Source organism: Cryobacterium sp. TMT2-15-1 (assembly GCF_004402345.1).
GTDB classification, from domain to species: domain Bacteria; phylum Actinomycetota; class Actinomycetes; order Actinomycetales; family Microbacteriaceae; genus Cryobacterium; species Cryobacterium sandaracinum.
The window spans coordinates 28,211-46,887 of record NZ_SOGD01000003.1 but is presented as its reverse complement, the minus strand read 5'-3'; the positions used below and the strand labels follow the sequence as shown (position 1 = coordinate 46,887).

11 protein-coding genes, 1 tRNA gene and 1 pseudogene are annotated in these 18,677 nt (G+C 65.7%); 4 read left to right on the top strand and 9 right to left on the bottom strand.

Annotation, left to right across the window (positions count from 1 at the left end; all coding sequences use genetic code 11):
- Positions 1-82 precede the first annotated feature (82 nt).
- A complete protein-coding gene (locus tag E3O62_RS00335; RefSeq protein ID WP_166786381.1) occupies positions 83-778 on the bottom strand; it encodes a hypothetical protein in 696 nt (231 codons plus the stop codon).
- Between the two features lie 287 nt (positions 779-1,065).
- Positions 1,066-1,336, bottom strand: a pseudogene (locus E3O62_RS16910) (helix-turn-helix domain-containing protein); the annotation flags it as partial.
- 142 nt (positions 1,337-1,478) lie between these two features.
- Between E3O62_RS16910 and E3O62_RS00325 the strand changes: the two are divergent.
- Together E3O62_RS00325 and E3O62_RS00320 are read left to right on the top strand one after the other, a co-directional pair.
- A complete protein-coding gene (locus tag E3O62_RS00325) occupies positions 1,479-1,841 on the top strand; it encodes a PadR family transcriptional regulator (RefSeq protein ID WP_134397156.1) in 363 nt (120 codons plus the stop codon).
- The gene (locus E3O62_RS00320) at positions 1,838-2,929 is read left to right on the top strand and encodes a hypothetical protein (RefSeq protein ID WP_134397155.1); all 1,092 of its coding nucleotides are present in this window, start codon (positions 1,838-1,840) and stop codon (positions 2,927-2,929) included. The genes E3O62_RS00325 and E3O62_RS00320 overlap by 4 nt, the downstream gene beginning before the upstream one ends.
- 1,608 nt (positions 2,930-4,537) lie before the next feature.
- On the opposite strand, the gene E3O62_RS00315 is transcribed toward E3O62_RS00320, so the two are convergent.
- Positions 4,538-4,627, bottom strand: a tRNA-Ser gene (locus E3O62_RS00315).
- A gap of 121 nt (positions 4,628-4,748) precedes the next feature.
- Between E3O62_RS00315 and E3O62_RS00310 the strand changes: the two genes are divergently transcribed.
- Both E3O62_RS00310 and radA read left to right on the top strand, forming a co-directional pair.
- Entirely contained in the window at positions 4,749-5,690 is a 942-nt protein-coding gene (locus E3O62_RS00310) for an SGNH/GDSL hydrolase family protein (RefSeq protein ID WP_241973218.1), read from the top strand.
- Positions 5,691-5,699: 9 nt separating this feature from the next.
- The gene (gene radA / locus E3O62_RS00305; RefSeq protein WP_134395363.1) at positions 5,700-7,064 is read left to right on the top strand and encodes a DNA repair protein RadA; all 1,365 of its coding nucleotides are present in this window, start codon (positions 5,700-5,702) and stop codon (positions 7,062-7,064) included.
- Positions 7,065-7,185: 121 nt separating this feature from the next.
- Here the strand turns inward: radA and E3O62_RS00300 are convergent, their stop codons facing one another.
- The 6 genes from E3O62_RS00300 to E3O62_RS00275 form a co-directional block, all read right to left on the bottom strand.
- Positions 7,186-8,781, bottom strand: a complete 1,596-nt coding sequence (locus E3O62_RS00300) for a diguanylate cyclase (RefSeq protein WP_134397154.1) — start codon at positions 8,779-8,781, stop codon at positions 7,186-7,188.
- Between the two features lie 156 nt (positions 8,782-8,937).
- Entirely contained in the window at positions 8,938-9,363 is a 426-nt protein-coding gene (locus tag E3O62_RS00295; RefSeq protein ID WP_233191481.1) for a dehydrogenase, read from the bottom strand.
- A gap of 88 nt (positions 9,364-9,451) precedes the next feature.
- Positions 9,452-10,150, bottom strand: a complete 699-nt coding sequence (locus E3O62_RS00290; protein ID WP_134397153.1) for a hypothetical protein — start codon at positions 10,148-10,150, stop codon at positions 9,452-9,454.
- A 134-nt stretch (positions 10,151-10,284) separates the two neighbouring features.
- Positions 10,285-15,033 carry an ExeM/NucH family extracellular endonuclease gene (locus E3O62_RS00285; protein ID WP_134397152.1) on the bottom strand — a complete coding sequence of 1,583 codons (4,749 nt, stop codon included), beginning with the start codon at positions 15,031-15,033 and terminating at the stop codon, positions 10,285-10,287.
- A gap of 204 nt (positions 15,034-15,237) precedes the next feature.
- Positions 15,238-15,744: an amino-acid N-acetyltransferase gene (locus tag E3O62_RS00280; protein WP_134397160.1), complete on the bottom strand. Its 507-nt coding sequence runs from the start codon at positions 15,742-15,744 to the stop codon at positions 15,238-15,240.
- A 124-nt stretch (positions 15,745-15,868) separates the two neighbouring features.
- A complete protein-coding gene (locus tag E3O62_RS00275; RefSeq protein ID WP_134395367.1) occupies positions 15,869-18,394 on the bottom strand; it encodes an ATP-dependent Clp protease ATP-binding subunit in 2,526 nt (841 codons plus the stop codon).
- Positions 18,395-18,677 lie beyond the last annotated feature (283 nt).

Genomic DNA, 18,677 nt, shown 5'->3' with positions numbered 1-18,677 from the left:
ACCATCAGCATCGAGGAAGGCCCGCTTCTATGTGCGGAAGCGACCCGGAGTGGGGAATTTCGGTGAGCAGAACTGGGGAATTTCAGTGAGCGCCGTCAAAGGAACGCGGAAGATCAAAAGCGCTGCGGAGGACTGCTTTCTCTTCGAGGTTGATTCCGCGACCGCTGGACCCGTTGAACGTTGTTGAAACGGAAAGAGTGGCATCACCTTGTCGCCATACAAGACCCTGGGCGGCCTTCACCGTGAAGACAAGGGTGTTGGTCAATGACCAGCCGTCCCCCTCTGTTGAATGGTCAGTCGTGACTGATTTCAGCCGCGCCCATTCGTAGAGTCCATCAATCTCTGAGGTGACTTCTTTGACTCGCAGAGGGTCCGAGAACTCCCCGTCACGTTCCTTCAACACGGCTTCCTCAGCATCGATGTGCCCTTCCGCAGTTCCATGTGGAGTGTTGGAAGTCAGCCCACTGAAGCCACAGCCGAAGAGGCCGATTCGGAGATCGTTACCAATAACTGATAAATGAGGAGGGGGATTCTGCCCGTCAAACCAGTCTTCGACTGATTCGAAGTCTTTGCTGCCCTGAACGAACGGGATGAAGACTCGGACTCCTCGTTCATCGTCGAGTTTCAAAGTTCCCACTACGTGCGGGGTCTCCTCGATGCCATCGATGAATGTTGCAGCCAACACTGAGCCCACTTCAAGATGTTTGATCATCGTCACAATGCCTCCAGTGGATTTTCGCGTTGCTGCTCCGTTGGGTGGCAGCTCCAGGATGAGCATGGCAGGTGAAGTCGACCTCAGCTGAAGGAGCGGACCACCCATAACCCAAATGGCGAACAAATTCGGGATCGTGATGAGCGACCCAGATCGGCCAATGTGTCGTCTCGTAACCGTAGGGATATGAGGCGCCTCAAGCTCCATCTCCTGCGCCTTTCGAGAACGCCGGATCTCGTGGTGCGGTGATTCTCATAACTACGTCGCTTAACCTGCTGGCTGCATGACGGTAGTCACCGTCAGTTGCGAGACATCCCGTACTGTCACGAAAGGCCTAGGCCTCGGACTGGCCGCTAATTCTTGGAGAGAAGCTTCGCACCGTCAGGCCGTAGCTCCCCCCGTCGGTGAAACATGGCGGTACAGCGTCTGCCGAGTGATCCCAAGCTCCTTGCAAAGTTCACGGACCTTCGTCTCCTTCTGACCAATGGCGGCCATGGCCAGGCGAATCGTGGCCGGCGTCATCTTGAACGGACACCCACCCGTCCTCCCCCGTGCTCGCGCCGCGGCGAGCCCGGCCACGGTGCGCCCAGAGATAAGGGCCCGCTCGAACTCGGCCAGGGGGGCATCGCCGCGACGATTGTGCAGGCGAGTACGGAAGTTTGTGCAGGCGACTTCGGAAAATGACTGTTCGGTGCCATCATCCGGCGTGGCGCTGGAATCACTACCGCGTACCGCGTAGTAGTGTGTGATGCGTCAGAGGAGATACGTGGACACCACACAGCTACTCAAAGGAGTGCTCGACGTCGCGGTGCTCGCCGTGATTCAGGAAGCAGACGGCTATGGCTACGACATTGTGCGGCGCCTGCGCGCTGCCGGCCTCAAAGAGGTGGGAGACGCCTCGGTTTATGGAACCCTCCGGCGCCTCTATACCGCGGGTGCATTGTCAACCTATGTCGTGCCCTCCGATGGCGGTCCGCACCGCAAGTACTACGGAATTAACACTGAGGGACGGACCATGCTTACCGAACAACGAGCCAGCTGGACTCGGTTCGCCAACACAATGTCACTCCTCCTCACAGAACAGCACCAGCCCACCGCTACCATCCGCACGATCGGGGACAAGTCATGAGCACGACCACCTCACCCACCCTGGCCATCCGTGATTTTGCCGCTGCCGTGCGCGCCGCGCTCAGCGACCTTCCCAGTGAAGATGTCGAAGAACTCACGGACGGACTTGAAGCGGATCTGACCGAGCAAGCCGAGGATCTCGATGCGCAAAGTTTCGACCCGGGCGATGCTGTCGGCTACGCCGACGAGTTGCGGGCTGCGGCCGGGCTACCAGTCAGGGGAAAGCCGCGGCTGCCATCCGCCTGGACCGCCAACGAACTTCGCACCTGGGCCAACGCACAGCGATCAAACCTCGCCCGTAAGGCACGATCGACAGTGATCGGCTCGCACACCCTGGACTTCTTCATCTCACTCCGACCGTTCTGGTGGGTGCTGCGGGGCTGGGCCGTCTACAAGGTCATCTCGGCTCTAGTTATCGACACCAGCCTTGCCAGTACTCTGCCGTCGAATGGCACTGAGTGGGTTCTGCTCCTGCTATTTGTCACCGTCAGCGTGCAATGGGGACGGGGACGATGGCTGCCCTGGTCATGGCTGCCACCGCTTAGGACACTGGTCAGCGTCTGCTCGATCATCGCGCTGCCACTTCTTCTTGTGCTCGCCACACCGTGGAGTAGTTCGGCCGACCAATACGTGGAGGACTACGTTCCACAAGGCCTGCTCCTCGACGGTAACGAGGTCTCCAATGTGTTCGCCTATGACTCAGACGGTCAACCTCTCACCGGCGTGCAACTCTTCGACCAGGATGGAAAACCACTCACGACAGTCGGCGATCCGAACGCCACACCGTGGGTTACCACATACGGCGCCGACGGGACGGAGGTCCTCTTGGTCCCCAGCTCCGACGTACCGGGGAGAACCGGTTGGAACGTTTTCCCACTCAACACGGTCGACTCGGTGGACTATAACTTGCAACCCAGCGGTGAGCCCGACCTCTCCACCGCTGCTCCGGCCGTGCCACCCTTTGCCCAAGTGCGGCCCCTCACACAGCAGACGCCGACGGCCCCGCCGACTCCCGCTCCCTCTTCGGCTCCGCCCGTCGCTCTTGAACCGAGCGCCACATCTACACCAAACTCCAACGGAGACAAATGAGCGAGTCACCGCAGACCAATCCCGCACCGCGAAAGATCAGCCCATCAGCGATCGACCTGCCGCCAACTCAACCACTCGACATCACCGCGTGGCTCACATTCGAACGAGACAACGAGTAGTCCTCGCGTCGCTTCGGGTGGATTCGCTGTCGCTGGATGACCAACGACTGACCGCGATGTGTCAGGGCGACTCCAAGAGCCACGCCGGCGAGTGTCAAAGAATGAAGAAACCGACGTTGTCTGACATAAGTTCCACACTATAATCTGACGCCTAGTTGGGGTGTACCCAGATTGGCATAAGGATCACCCAACCTGAGCTTCAATCCCGGTAGCGCTCCGCTGGCAACGTTTGATTCTGGCAACGAGTCTTGAGCACATCAGAACCGGGAAATTCGCGGAGGCCCGTCTCTGGTGACTCGGGCAGCAAACCGGCAATGACCAAGCAAACAACTAGCTGGGAATCATCCTTCAAATCGATCGACGCCGGCGCTTATGCATCACAGATTCCAATTCTCCGGGCTCGACTTTGCGTAGTCGTCGATGCCGATCGCGGCGAAGTGCTTTTTGGCGGACTTGATCTTCGATTCGTGGTCGAGACCGCCGAGCGAGGACAAGTATGGCGCGCCTGGCGCCGCACTCCTGGGGGAGCTGTGCTGGAGACGGGCGGCGCGGAGCACCGAAGCCATTACTACGTTCAAAGGGACACACTGGCGACAGGTTGGCCAGGCAGGTCACCGGAGTGGGTGGACGCTGCGCGCGAGGAGTGGCCTCCAGATTGGAACAAGAACGACGGCACTCGCCTCTGATTGTGCGACTAAGTTCCGGTGGCTCCGGCTCCCTGCTTTAGGAGCAGTTTGATAGCACATCATGCGTTCAGACGTGGCGGTCGTCGTGCGTTAGGCGCGAGCCCGCCGGAAAAGCACCGGCGATGTTCCGCTTTTGAAAAATCGAAAACCCATCGAATCAACCTTAACCTCCGCGGATTTACGCGGATCTCGGGTGGACGGACCGCGTGTGCCGTTTGTACCGCCGGATCACTAAACCTAGCGACTCTGCTCGCACCCACGATAAGTATGTGTACAGATGTGCACTCTCCTCTCAACTCCCTTGAATCTGTGCGCGCCCGGGGGGTCCTAAACTTGAGTTGTCGTCGCGAGAATGTGTACGACCGTTGAAGCTGGATAGGCCCGTTCCCCTTGTCTCGTATGGGTCGTTCCGCTTCCAGACAGGTACACGTCCCGGCGAGGGTGAATGTGTATGAGTGTGCATTTCGGAGACATCGGCCACACAGCTGATTCCCAGACATGTCGGGCGTGTCGAGGCCGCGTAGCTCCATGCGCTCACTAACAGCGCACCCCCTCGCCGTGATCGATGCGAGGACATTGAAACGGCTGCTCTCCAGCCGCCACAGCGCACCATGAAGATGGTCGCCAGGAAGGTGCGGGCTACCCGGCAGTCGCGTGGGTCACCACACTCCGCGCGCCTCAACTCACACTTGCTCACACCCGCTCCCAAACGTTACGTTACCGCTGCGTTACCGCTGGGTCATTCCGGACAAGAAAAAACCCCCTGCTTCCCAATGAAACACTGGGCTGCAGGGGGTTATCTGTGGCGGTACCGGTGGGATTTGAACCCACGGTGGAGTCTCCCCCACACAACTTTTCGAGAGTTGCACCTTCGGCCGCTCGGACACGGTACCGAGGGAGAGTTTAGTTGAAATCGGGGGCCTTGCGCGAATCGCGGCGGCGGACATCCGTGTCTGAACGGCCCCGAACGACCCTGAACGACGAGAACCCAGCACGAAGCGGTATTCTCACCGGGTGATCACCGCGAACCACAGGCTCCGTTCCCTTGCCCTCACTGCCGGAACCCTGGCCACAGCGGCCGGCCTCGGCGCCGCCGCCGTGATCAATTACCGCGGCTTCCAGCGTCGCATCGCCGAGAGCTCGGTGATTCTCAATGAGACCCTGCCGGTGCACTCTCTCTGGTGGCGCGCCCGCGCGAAAGACAAGGGCGAGCTGATCTACGCCGTCATCGGAGACAGTGCTGCGCAGGGGATCGGGGCGAGTTCCCCGCACCGCGGCTATGTCGGAATCCTGACCGACCACATCCGTCTCTCCACCGGCCGCTCGGTGCGCGTGGTGAACCTGAGCGTGTCGGGGGCCACGGTCGAACTGGCTGTGCGCGACCAGCTGCCCACGTTCGTGAAGCTCACCCCGGACATCGTCACGGTCGCGATCGGCGCCAACGACATCGCCCTCTGGGACGCCGCCGTCTTCGAGGCCGGCATCCGGCAGGTCTTCGCGGCGCTGCCCCCGCACGCCCTGGTCGCCGACCTACCCTGCTTCCACCTGCCCCGCAACGAACGGATGGTCGCCGTCGCCAACCGCATCATCCGCCAGGTGGCCGCGGAGCACCAGCTACGCGTGGTGCCGCTCCACGCTACGACGAAGCGGCTCGGGCTGCGCAGCGTCGCCACGCATGTCGCGGGCGACCTGTTCCACCCCAATAACCGCGGCTACCGGGCCTGGGCCGAGGCGTTCGTTCCGGCGCTGAGCGCTCATCTGGTGCGGGGCATCCGGCCTGCCGCCCTAGCCGGGCCGGATGCCCCCAACGCGGCTGTCGACCTGCCCTCATCCGCACACGCGCCTGCCGGCCTGCCCTCGACCGTGTCGGTCGGCCTGCCCTCCCCCGCGCCGGATCCCACGTCGACTCCGGTGGCGAACACTTCGGAATCGGGTGGTGTCAGCGGCCCGAGCTAGGCTCGCAGAATGGCCAGACCCGTTTCCTCCTTCCGTTGCACCGAGTGTGGCTGGACCACCCTGAAGTGGGCAGGCCGCTGCGGCGAATGCCAGCAGTGGGGCACCGTGGTGGACACCACCGAGAAGGCGAGCCTGGCCCGCGCGCTCAAGCCGGCCAGCGTCACCGGCGCGGGCGTCGCCCGTCCGATCACCCACGTCGACACCACGGCCGTCTCGCACTGGCCTACCGGCATCGCCGAGTTCGACCGGGTGCTGGGCGGCGGCATCGTGCCGGGCTCGGTCATCCTGCTCAGCGGCGAGCCCGGCGTCGGCAAGTCGACACTGCTTCTCGAGGTGGCCTCCAAGGCAGCGGCCGCCAAATCCCGCGTGCTCTACGTCAGCGCCGAGGAATCGGTCAGCCAGGTGCGGTTGCGGGCCGAGCGCACCGGGGCGCTGCAACCCGAGCTGTACATCGCCGCCGAGACCGACCTGGCCACCATCCTCGGCCAGATCGACGCCGTTCAGCCCAACCTCGTCATCGTCGACTCGGTGCAGACGGTGGCCAGCTCGCTCTCCGACGGCCTTGCGGGCATGCCCAGCCAGGTGAGGGAGGTGGCCTCCACGCTGATCCGGGTGGCCAAAGACCGCAACCTGCCCATCCTGCTCGTCGGGCACGTCACCAAAGACGGCTCGATCGCCGGGCCCCGCCTGCTCGAACACCTCGTCGACGTGGTGTGCCAGTTCGAGGGTGACCGGCAGAGCGCGCTGCGCTTCGTGCGGGCGCTCAAGAACCGGTTCGGCTCGACCGACGAGGTGGGATGCTTCGAGATGACCGGCGACGGCATCGCCGAGGTGCCCGACCCGAGCGCGCTGTTCCTCAGCCGCGGCTCCACCCCCGTGTCCGGCACCTGCGTCACGGTGGCGCTCGAGGGCCGCCGGGCGATGCCGGTCGAAGTGCAGGCTCTGGTGATCAAGACCCAGGCTCCGAACCCCCGCCGCGTCACCAACGGGGTGGACTCTTCACGGGTGGCGATGCTCCTCGCTGTGCTCGAGCGCCGGGCGAGCCTGTCGGGGCTGGGCAGCATGGATGTCTACGTGTCGACCGTAGGCGGCATCCGTCTCACCGAACCGGCCGCCGACCTCGCCATCGCCCTCGCCATCGCATCCGCGTTCAAGGACAAGCCGATCGCTCAGGGGGCCGTGGCGTTCGGCGAGATCAGCCTCGCCGGCGAGGTGCGACCGGTGTCGGCGGCCAAGCTGCGCGCAGCCGAGGCTGCCCGGCTCGGCTTCACCATCCGCCTCGATGCCGAGGCCGGCGCGATCGGCACCGCGGTCGCCGCGGCCATCGCGACCGGCCAGTCCGCACGGGACGCCGAGCTCGACCGCGCGTTCTAGACGGGAGCATCCGGCGCGGGCCGCCACGGATGTCCCGGGCGAGCGGCAGGTTCGGGTCACCGGGGTCTCGCCGAGCTCGAGCGCCCGGCGCTCGACCCCCGCAAAGCCCGACCCACCGCGGTCATCGGGCCGCGAGCAGTTCCGCCTCCGGGGTCGACGTGGAGACGATGGCGGCGTGAACGACCCGGTTGCGACCGTCACGTTTGGCCACGTACAGGCGCACATCGGCGGCGCGCAGCAGGTCCGAGCTCTGCTGGCCGTCGGCAGGCGCCAGGGCAATCCCGAGACTCGCGGTCACCGGCAGGGCGCCGGTGATCGGCGACCAGTCGTGATCAGCGATCGAGCGGCAGACCGCCTCGAAACGCCGGTACGCCTCGATGGCGTCGATGCCTGGCATGATCAGCAGGAATTCCTCGCCGCCCAGGCGTGCGGCGATGCCGTCGGCCGCGGATGCCGCCGCAGCGATCAGGATGCTGCCCACCTCGCGCAGCACAGTGTCGCCGACCTCGTGCGACAGCGTGTCATTGATGCGCTTGAAGTGATCGAGGTCGACCATGGCGATGGCCACGCTCGGCCCACCCTCGCGCAGACGCATCAGCGCGGCGCTGAGATGTTCATCGACGAACCGGCGGTTGTGCAACCCGGTGAGCGGATCGCGCTCAGCCAGCTCTCGGTACCGCTCGCTCTCTCGGCGGGACTCGGCGGTCTGGAACATGGCATCGAGAATGCGCCCGCGCGACTCGTTCTCGCTCGCACCGAGCGCCTCGAACTGTTCGTGGAAGTGCCGGTACGCCTCGAACGCGGCGCGGAAGGCGCCGTTGGCCGCATGGATCTCGGCCTGCTCCCTGGCCGCTTCCGTCGACCAGCGGGTGAGCCCGAACCGCTGGGACAGCTCGCGGCACCGGTCGAGGACGGTCTGCGCCCGGGCCAGCTTGCCCTGCGTGCGATAGATCTCGGCCAGCGTGACCAGAGCCACTGCGGACCCGTCGGGATGCAGGTCGCCCACGGCCGGGTCCATCGCCGGCAGCAGCTTCGCTTCCGCCTCGTCCAGCCTCCCCGCCGTCAGGTAGACGCGCGCGACCGTGTCGAGGGCGTACATACCGATCTGCCGGTCGCCCACCTCGGACAGGCCGATCAGCTGTTCCACTGCCGCGAGGGCCTCAACCTGATTGTGGGCCAGGTACTCGGTGTAGGCGAGATTGTTCAGGATGTTGTAGCGGATGATGGTTTCGGGGTCATCGATCACGAGGCGGAGGGCATCGTCGTATCGGCGGCGCGCCTCGTCGAGGGACCCGGCCGAGCCGAGCGCGTCGGCCAGGCACTTGCGGGCGGCTGCACGCATGAGTGGAACCTCCGACTCCTCGAGCAGGTCGTTCGCGGCGACGGCGTGTTCCAGGGCCAGGGCGCGGTCGCCCACCATCTCGAACACGGAACCGAGCACGTCGTGACAGCGCGACTGCAGGGCGAGCTCGCCGTGCTGCTCCGCCCAGCTCAGGATCTGTTGCACGTCAACGGCGCTCTGACTCGGGTCGCCGCGACGGATGCGCACGGCCGCGACGACAACCTGCAGCCGTCGCGCGGTCGCTCCGTGCTCCCCGTCGCCGAACTCGGCGAGCCAGGCCTCGGCGTCCTGGAGGGCGACATTGCGGTCGATCCAGTACTGTCGCTCGACGCCCGCGAGGCGGGCGTCGGTCAGACCCTGTTCGGTCCCCACCACATTGACCTGCTCCCTGACAGGCTGAATGCTGACCGTGAAAAGTCCGTCGGATTCCGCTTCGGGAGCGGGCCGAACACTGTCTAGCGCCAGCCTAGCGCGGGCCGACTCCGCGGCCGGGGGTCTGGGGACCCCCAGCCTGAGGGGGTCAGTCGGGCGCTACCGGCCGGGTTCGCTCGTGCCGGTTTCTTCCTCGCCGGGCAGCGGGCCGAGGGCGCGCATCAGGTCCGCCGGTGCGGCCTGCATGACATGGGGACCGGCGACGTCGAAGAACACCATCTCGAGCACCTGCTGGTGCACGGTGAGGAATTCGCGAAGCCACTGTGCGTCACCGACCATGATCTGCGGATCGATCTCGTCGGGAACCATGCGGGCGTAGTTCTCGGCGGAGGAGAAGAGCAGCAGCATCCGGCGGTCGGTGCCTTCACGGCCGAAGACCCGCACCTGTTCCGCCTGCCCGTTGACGACCAGCTGCGGCACGATCATCACATCGTTGCGCAGGGCATAGGCCACAGCGACCACATCCTGGGCGGCCAGAGCGGCAGCGAGGGCAGGGGAATGCGTCGGTGGAGTAGCGTCAGTCACGGCTTCCATTCAACCAGTTGGCGCGGTAGTGACACGCCGAATCCGACCCTTGGGGGGCACGCCACGAGCGAACGGCGGCCGGGCCGGTTCAGGAGAGGAAGAACTGCTTCGGGTTCGCCGACTCGATGCCGTCGACACTCACGGTCAGGTTGTAGGCCGCTCCGCCGGCCGGCGCGGCATCGCGGCTGGCTTCGCCGCAGGTGTCCGGGTTCGAACGGGTGCGGTCCCAGGCGATCGCTTCGCCGGAACTCACGGGTTCACCCGGCTGCAGGGTGACGTCGGCGTCGCCTGGCTCCTGCTGGCAGTCGGTCGACGTCCAGTAGACATCCGTGCCGCTCGACACCGTGAACACCTGCGTCGCCGTGCCCGCGTTCAGCACGCACGGCACGTCGCCGATGNCGCTCGACACCGTGAACACCTGCGTCGCCGTGCCCGCGTTCAGCACGCACGGCACGTCGCCGATGTTGGTGACGCTGAGCGAGAGCATCGGCTCTGCCCCCGGTTCGTAGCTGACCGCGTCGGTGGTCGCTTCGATCTGCACGGATGCGGGGGCGCACGCGGCCGGGTCGGCCGCCGGGTCGGAGGCGGAGACCTCCGACCCGGCGGCCTCGGCCGCGGGCGTCGGAGTGCTGTCGGGCACACCGGTGCCGGCGGCCGGGCGCACGATGGACGAGATGATCAGGATGAGGAGGGCGAGCACGATGAGCAGGCCGAGGCCCACCACGAGACGACGGCGCCAGTACACCTTGCTGGACTGGGGGCCGACCGGATGTTTGATCGTCGACATTACCCAAGGCTAACGAGGTATACCGGCGCCGCCGGCAATGCTGTGCGTGTCGTGCGCGTGTCGGGCGGGAAACGCCGAACCGGCGCGGCCTACCTCGAGAGGCTCGGTTTCGCGCCGGTCCGGTTTGCCCCGGGCTACCGGCCGCGCGGCGCCTTGTCGACCCTGATCTCGGTCCAGCCGAGCACGTTATCGTTCTCGTCCTGCACGACCAGCTTGTACTTGCCCGCACGGGTGTCGGCCGGCAGGGTCGTTCTGACCTCACCCTGCGCGTTCACCAGCAGCCAGCCGCCCAGGTTCTCCACTGGCTTGGACTGCAGCGATACGGAGACGAACTCACCGGCACGCGCCGCCCCGACGTCGACCGTGACCGGGGCACCCACGGCATACGTGGCCGCGTCCGTGACGATCGCGTTCTTGAGCGCCTTGGTCAGCGCCTTCGGGCTGGCGGCGACCGGTTCACTCGTCGGCGGAACCGGCACAACGACGGTGATCGGCACCCGCACGATCGTGCCGGACTCCGTGGTGGTGAGTTCGAGCTCGCTGTTCGCCGCGGCATCCTGCGGCACCGTGACGGTGACCGTCGCCGCACCCGTTGCATCAACGGCGGCCGTGCCCAGGCTGGCACTGCTGCCGGCCCAGACCAACGACAGCGCCGTGTTCTTCGGCGCGCCGAGCGAGCTCAGGTTCAGGTTGCCCACCGTGAACGTGACCGAGGCGCCGCGCTCGACCCCCACGGTCGGGACACCCGTGACACTGGCCTGGCGGGTGGCGAACGACGGCGTCAGCGGGCTCTTGGCCGTGATGTAGGAGATCCACGCGTCCCGGTCGACGAGACCGGAGTCGCGCGTGCCCGTTCCGTTCTTGAACTCCCGAAAGTTGTCGCCTCCGGTGAGCAAGAAGTTGAACGAGCCGACCCGGTAGGAGCGCGCCGGGTCGATTGCCGAGCCGTTGATCCAGATGCCCGTAATGCGGTCACCCTCGGTCCGGCTCGCGTCGAACGTGTAGTTGACGTTGTCGGAGAGGCCCAGCTGCAGGTACGGACGGCTCGGAATGTTGCCGGCCGCGTCACGCTGCCACTGCTGCTCCAGAACCGTCTTGAACTGGGCCCCGGTGAGGCTGGTCGTCCACAGGTTGTTCAGGAACGGCAGCACCGCGTTGGCCTCGGCGTAGGTGACGACGCCGTCCGGTGCGAGTAGCAGCTCGGCGCGCATGCCGCCGGGGTTGACCACGCCGATTTCGGCGCCGCCCTTGAGCGGGTCAGCCAGCGATTCGCGCAGCGAGTTGGCCACCAGGGTTCCCATCGCCGATGGTGCGGCCCGGTTCTCCGCGCACGGTGCGGTGCCACCGAGGCAGGCGCGGGTGATGTCGGCGGTGACGGAGCCGATCGGCTGGTTGCCGATGACGGCCGCCTGGGCGAGCGCGGCATCCGTGATTGTCTTCACCAAGGCGACCCTCGGGTAGGCGGCAACCAGGGTGGCGTCGGCGGTGACCGAGCGCTTGACGTTCTGGTTCTTCACGGTCGTGGTGTCACCGGAGGCAATGTCGTAGTTCAGCACGACCTGACCGATGTTCTCACCGTAGTTGCCGGTCTGAAGCACCGGGCGGGTGACGCCGGCGGGCGCACCGGGCAGCTGTGCGTTCCACGCGTATTGCTTGTGCGTGTGGCCGGTGAAGATCGCGTCGACTTCGGCTGAGGTCTGCGTGACGATCACTGCGAACGCACTGTCGGTGAGGGCGAGTTCCTGCTCGAGGGTCGCGTTGTCCGGCGTTCCGGCGCTGGCACCCTCGTGGTACTCGGCGATCAGCACGTCGGCTTCGCCGTTGGCCGGGTCTCCGTCGGTGAGCTGGGCCGAGACCCGGTTGACCGCGGCGACCGGGTCACCGAAGCTCAGGCTGGCGATCCCGTTCGGCGACACCAGCGCCGGGGTCTCCTTGGTGACGGCGCCGATCACACCGACCGAGACACCGTCGACATCGAAGATCGCATATTCCTGCATCGCCGGGGTCGTCGTTCCGAGCAGGTAGACGTTCGCGCCGAGGTACTCGAAGTCGGCGGCTTCGGCGACGCGCCCGGTGAGGTCGGCGAAGCCCTGGTCGAACTCGTGGTTGCCCACGGCCGAGGTCTTGAGTCCGAGCGCGTTCAGCACGTCGATGGTGGGCTTGTCGCCCTGCGACGCCGAGGCGAACAGGGAAGCGCCGATGTTGTCACCGTCGGAGAGGAACAAAGTGGACGCGTCTCCGTATTCCGCGCGGAGCTGCTCGATCGTTCCGGCGAACTTCACCGTGTTGCCGTCGATGCGCCCGTGGAAGTCGTTGATGTTGAGCAGGTTGATGTCGACGTCGGTGGGGCTGGCGAGGTCCAAGCCGACGATCGCCGGGTCGTGGTCCGACGAGCGGAACGCGTCGGCCACGTAGAAGTCGGTGACGTTGTTGTTGTAGCGGCTGTACTCGAGCGCAACGGACTCGACCGAGTTGATGTTCCAGACGTCCACATCGGTGACCGCGGCATTTGCCTCGGGTGACGCGAACACGTGGTCGAGCGAGCCGACGGTGCCACCGAAGGCGTAGGTGTACTCGCCGCTCTTGGCCTCCTGGCTGAGGTAGCCCGCGTCGGTGATGACCTTGATCGGGTCTTCCTGGTCGTAGGCGTTGAAGTCACCGGTGAGGAAGACGCGCGCGATGCCGGTACTGGTCTTCAGCGTGTCGGCGAACTTGACGAGCGCGGTCGCCTGGTTCACGCGGGACAGGTTCGAGGCTCCCTGGCCGTCGCCGGTGTTGGCGTCGGCGCCGGTTCCGGAACCCTTCGACTTGAAGTGGTTGACGATCGCGAGGAAGCTGCTGCCGGCGTCGCCGACCAACTGGAACGCCTGGGCGAGCGGCTGGCGGGCGTTCACGAACGCGGCGTCGTCGAAGATGGTCGATCCGCCGACGGTTTCGACCGCGGCGGTCTTGTAGATGAATGCGGTGCGGATGACATCTTCGCTGGCGGGGAGGGCGGCCGGTGAGGGTACGAACGCCCAAACCGGGCTGCCCGCGTCGGTGTTCAGGGCGGTGACGAGGTTGGCGAGGGCGAAGTCGCGGTCCTTGCCGAAGCGGGCCGAGTTCTCGATCTCCTCCAGCGTGATGACGTGGGCGTCGAGGGCGTTGATCGCCGAGACGATCTTTGCCTGCTGGCGCTCGAAACTGACCTGGGTGGCCGCGCCGCGGGCGTCGCATCCGCTGTTGACCGTGATCGGCGTGCCGGCCCGGTCGGTGTAGTAGCTGCAGCCGGAGATCGAGTCACCGGTGGTGGCGAAGTAGTTGAGCACGTTGAAGGTGGCCAGACGGATGTCGCCGCCTACCGACCGAGGTGCCGCGGTGCGGGTGTCGGCGAAGGTGGCGGGCTGCACGGCTGCGGCGGTCGCAGGCACCAGTTCGGTGGTCGGCTGGAACTTCCAGGCACTGTTGCGGAAGTCGAAGATGACCGGCGTCGCGAACGTGACGGCGGCGCCGATGCGCACCGGGCTGGTCGTCGAAAGGTAGGGGACGGGCTTGTCCTTGTTGATGCTGGACAAGAAGTTGGTGGTGGCACCGTCGTCGAGGGTGACCGCGCGCGCCTTGTTGCCGGCGACGGCCGCGGTGTACGCGTCCGTTCCCGGGCGAGCGGTGACGGTCGGGCCGACGAGCGGGGTGGTTCCGGCCGCGAGGCCGATCTCGCCGTACTGGTTGGTCGCATAGTTGTTGGTGACGGTGAAGTCGCCCTGCGGGGAGACGAGCATGCCCTCGAGAGACTCACGTGCGACATCCGTTGACGGGAGGCCGACCGTGGCGGGCACCGGGCCGACGATCCCGGCCTTGTCCAACGCGGTCACATCGCTGAGCGCGGCGATCGTGATCTGGGTGAGGCCGAAGAACTCGCTCGCGGTGCCGGTGACGGAGACGTAGTCGCCGGCCGTGACCGGGGCGGCCAGTGCGTTCGTGTAAACGAAGAGGGCGTCGGACGCGGTGTGCGTGGTCAGGTCGACCGCGCCGCCGGTGCCGGGGGTCTGCAGGTAAAATCCTTTGAAACCGCCCGTGGGATATGTGGCGGTGACGACGCCGGTCGTGGTGACGACCTTGCCGGTCTGGGCGCCCGCATCTGTGGATCCCTGGATCTCGTTGATCGCAAGGGCGGTGGCAGGCACGGGCGGAGTTGTCGCGGTCGGCGTCGCGGTCGGCGTCGCGGTCGGCGTCGCGGTCGGGTCGACCGGGGTCGCTGCGGTCTCGCCTGCGGCGTTCGTCGGGGTGGGAGCCGCGACGATGAAGTCGGCCGAGTTGACGTCGGTGTCGAGGCCCGTGGCGCGGGTGAGCGCGGTGGTGACGGAGGCGGCAGACGCCACCGTGGTCTCAAACGTCAGCGACGTGCCGTAGCCGAGTAGGTCGATGACGCCCGGGGCGTTGAGGAGGGATCCCGTGGCCGGGGCCGTCAGCTGCGTGGCCTGGCTGGCGAGGAAGAGGGTCCCGCCTCCGCCGCTGAAAGAGAAGCCGAGGGTGGCGTTGGGGGTGGGCAGCGCCGCGCCACTGGTCGAGTTGGCCGTTCCCTGCACCAGGTAGTACCCCTTGGCGGGGATCGAGCCGCTCAGTGCAAGCGTGCCGGACGGGTTAGCCGCGCCTGTGGCCGACCGATACTGCAGCGAGGTGCCGGCGAGGGAGACGGCAGCGTCCGTGGGGTTGTAGAGCTCGACGAACTTGTTGAGGTAGGTCGCTCCCGTGCTGCCGCCGTTCAGGTAGGCCTCGTTGATCACGACCCCGGTGCCGCCGACGTTGGCGAAGGCGGGCAGGGCCACCAGGGGGCTGGCGACCAGCCCCACTCCGAGTAGAGCAGAAAAAGCCAGTTTCAAACGGCTGTTCGGTGCAGGCGACATAGTTTTCCTCAGCTATTAACGATCGACAGTGATCGCCATGCTACGGAGGCGGTGTTGCCAGTGCGCTACCTGCGAAGTAACAATCAGTGAATTCGGGCGTTTCGCTCGGATGAGCAGAAATCTCCATAACTACCCTCACCTGAGCGGCACCTGAACGGGTAATCTCTCGCTGTCTTCTGCCCACTGCGGCCAGCTTCCAGACGGTCAGTCGAGCCGCTTGACCATCCGGGTGTTGCCGAGCGTGTTCGGCTTGACTCGGGCCAGGTCGAGGAACTCGGCGACACCCTCATCGTGCGAGCGCACGAGCTCGGCGTACACCTGCGGGCCGACGGTTTCGGAGCCCATGTCGGTGAAGCCGTGCCGGGCGAAAAATGGCACCTCGAAGGTCAGGCAGAAGAGGCGGCTGAGGCCGAGCTCGCGAGCATCCGCTTCGAGCCGGTCCATCAGCGCGTGGCCGACGCCATGGCCGAGCCGGTCGGCGGTTACGGCGAGGGTGCGCACCTCGCCCAGGTCCTCCCACATCACGTGCAGGGCGCCGCAGCCGATCAGAGTGCCGTCGGCATCCTCGACCACCCGGAATTCCTGCACCGCCTCATAGAAGACGACGCTTTCCTTGCCGAGCAGAATACGCTCCTGCACCAGTGGCGCCACGAGCGCCTGGATTCGAGGCACATCGGTGGTGCGTGCCCGGCGCACCAAAAACTCCTGCATTCGCTGCCCACCGATCTCTCTCGGTTCACTCATTCGGAACATCCAAGCCACCAGTCTAGGCAGCCGCAAGAACGAGAAGGGGCCCGGCGGATGTCTCCGCCGGGCCCCTTCTACCGGGTTACCGCTACTCGCTGGTCACCGCGAGGTCGGGCGAGCCCGGCCCCGTGCCGATTGCGGCCGTGGTGTTGACGCCGACGGCGACGGCGGAAGCGCGCACCGTCGTGGTGAAGATGTACTCCCCTCCCACGTAATCCACGTGCACGTGGTCGCCGGCGTTGAGCTCGCCCTGCAGGATCTTTTCCGACAGGCGGTCCTCCACCTCGCGCTGGATGGCACGGCGCAACGGACGGGCACCGAGTGCGGGGTCGAAGCCGACCTCGATCAAGTGCTCCTTCACGGCGAGGGTCAGGTCCACGGTCATGTCGCGGTCGAGCAGGCGCTCGCCCAAGCGCTTGATGAACAGGTCCACGATCTGGAGTAGTTCCGGCTTGGTCAGCTGCGGGAAGACGATGATCTCGTCCACGCGGTTGAGGAACTCGGGCTTGAAGTGCTTCTTCAGCTCATCCTTCACCTTGCCGCTCATCCGGTCGTAACCGGTGGACGTGTCACCCTCGAGTTGGAAACCGACGGGCGCACCGCTGATGTCCTTGGTACCGAGGTTCGTGGTCATGATGATCACGGTGTTCTTGAAGTCGACGACGCGGCCCTGGCCATCCGTCAACCGGCCCTCTTCAAGAATCTGCAGGAGCGAGTTGAAGATGTCAGGGTGGGCCTTCTCGATCTCGTCGAACAGCACCACGGAGAACGGCTTGCGGCGCACCTTCTCGGTGAGCTGGCCGCCCTCTTCGAAGCCGACGAATCCGGGAGGGGCGCCGAACAGTCGGGACACGGTGTGCTTCTCGCCGTACTCACTCATGTCGAGGGAGATCATGGCGGCCTCGTCGTCGAAGAGGAACTCGGCGAGCGCCTTGGCCAGCTCGGTCTTTCCGACGCCGGTGGGGCCCGCGAAGATGAACGAACCGCTCGGGCGTTTCGGATCCTTCAGTCCGGCACGGGTGCGACGGATGGTCTTGGCGAGCGCCGAGATGGCCTCTTCCTGACCGATGACGCGCTGGTGCAGCGCCTTCTCCATGAAGACGAGCCGCGAGGACTCCTCCTCGGTGAGTTTGAAGACGGGGATGCCGGTGGCCTGGGCCAGAACCTCGGCGATCAGACCCTCGTCGACGACGGCGGTCGTCTTGACGTCGCCCGACTTCCACTTCTTCTCGAGGCGCAAACGCTCGCCGAGGAGGTTCTTCTCCTCGTCGCGCAGGCCGGCGGCCTTCTCGAAGTCCTGCTCCTCGATGGCGGTCTCCTTGGCAGCGCGCACCACGGCGATCTTCTCGTCGAATTCGCGCAGCTCGGGCGGGCTGGACAGGATCGACAGGCGCAGGCGGGCGCCGGCCTCGTCGATCAGGTCGATGGCCTTGTCCGGCAGGAACCGGTCGGAGACGTAGCGGTCGGCCAGGTTCGCCGCGGCCACGAGAGCGCCGTCGGTGATCGAGACCTTGTGGTGCGCCTCGTACCGGTCGCGCAGCCCCTTGAGGATATTGATGGTGTGGGGCAGAGACGGCTCGGCCACCTGGATCGGCTGGAAGCGTCGCTCGAGCGCGGCATCCTTCTCGAAGTGCTTGCGGTACTCGTCGATCGTGGTGGCACCGATGGTCTGCAGCTCGCCTCGGGCGAGGAGCGGTTTCAGGATGCTGGCCGCGTCGATGGCGCCCTCAGCGGCACCGGCACCGACGAGGGTGTGGATCTCGTCGATGAAGATGATGATGTCGCCGCGGGTGCGGATCTCCTTGGTGACCTTCTTCAGGCGCTCCTCGAAGTCACCGCGGTAACGGCTGCCGGCGATGAGCGAGCCAAGGTCGAGCGAGTAGAGCTGTTTGTCTTTCAGCGTCTCGGGCACATCACCCTTGACGATGGCCTGGGCGAGACCCTCGACGACGGCGGTCTTGCCGACTCCGGGTTCACCGATCAGAACCGGGTTGTTCTTGGACCGGCGGGACAGGATCTGCATGACTCGCTCGATCTCCTTCTCGCGCCCGATGACCGGGTCGAGCTTGTTGTCGCGGGCGGCCTGCGTGAGGTTGCGCCCGAACTGGTCGAGAATCTGGCTGCCCGCCGGACCGCTCGCCTGCTCGTTCGCGCCGACCTGCACCTGCTCCTTGCCCTGGTAACCAGAGAGGAGCTGGATGACCTGCTGGCGCACCCGGTTGAGGTCGGCGCCGAGCTTGACGAGCACCTGGGCGGCAACGCCTTCACCCTCGCGGATGAGGCCGAGCAGAATGTGCTCGGTTCCGATGTAGTTGTGGCCGAGCTGCAGTGCTTCGCGCAAGCTCAGTTCGAGAACCTTCTTGGCGCGCGGCGTGAATGGGATGTGCCCCGTCGGCTGCTGCTGGCCCTGGCCGATGATGTCCTGCACCTGCTCGCGCACGGCGTCGAGGGAAATACCCAGGCTCTCGAGGGCCTTGGCCGCAACTCCCTCGCCTTCGTGGATCAGGCCGAGCAGGATGTGCTCAGTACCGATGTAGTTGTGGTTGAGCATTTTGGCCTCTTCCTGGGCCAAAACGACGACGCGACGAGCTCGGTCGGTAAATCTCTCAAACATGTGATCGCTCCCTTGGCGCCAGGGCAGTTGTGGCGCCGATACATCGAGAGTAACGAGCGAACCCTGAAATGAGTGCCTCTGTTCGCCGCAGGCGTGACGGATGTCGTCACGCACCGGCTCCGACCTCGTCACTTTCGGCCGATTCCGGCAGGTGTGGCGGGCGATCTCGGCCGCACGTGGCGACCTCGTCGGCCGAACAGGTGGTGTCCTCAGATGCGTTCGCCACCGTCTGGGACGAGGCGCTGCGGCTCCGCCAGACGCAGGTCGTCGCCACGCTGGAGGC